We start from the raw sequence: 201 nt of genomic DNA, 5'->3' as shown, positions 1-201 counted from the left end.
GGGTGCGCGTGTACGGATGCGTCGCCTGCGGGAGCCGGTTCGCCGCCATCTCATCGACCTTTTCACCCTGATACATCACCAGCACGCGGTCGCAGTGCTCCGCCACCAGCGGAAGATCGTGGCTGATTAACAGCATCGCCATCTGGCGTTCTTCGCACTGCTGCACCAGCAGCTCGAGGATCTGATTGCGCAGGCGGGCGT

The 201-nt window shown here is 63.2% G+C and carries 1 pseudogene; it reads right to left on the bottom strand.

Going from position 1 to position 201, the window contains the following annotated elements:
- Positions 1–201, bottom strand: a pseudogene (locus IM284_RS23040) (ABC transporter ATP-binding protein); the annotation flags it as partial.

This window comes from Enterobacter cloacae complex sp. P12RS (assembly GCF_014895875.1).
Lineage (GTDB): Bacteria > Pseudomonadota > Gammaproteobacteria > Enterobacterales > Enterobacteriaceae > Enterobacter > Enterobacter bugandensis.
The sequence above is the reverse complement of the archived record's forward strand: the minus strand, read 5'-3'. Positions and strand labels throughout refer to the sequence as shown.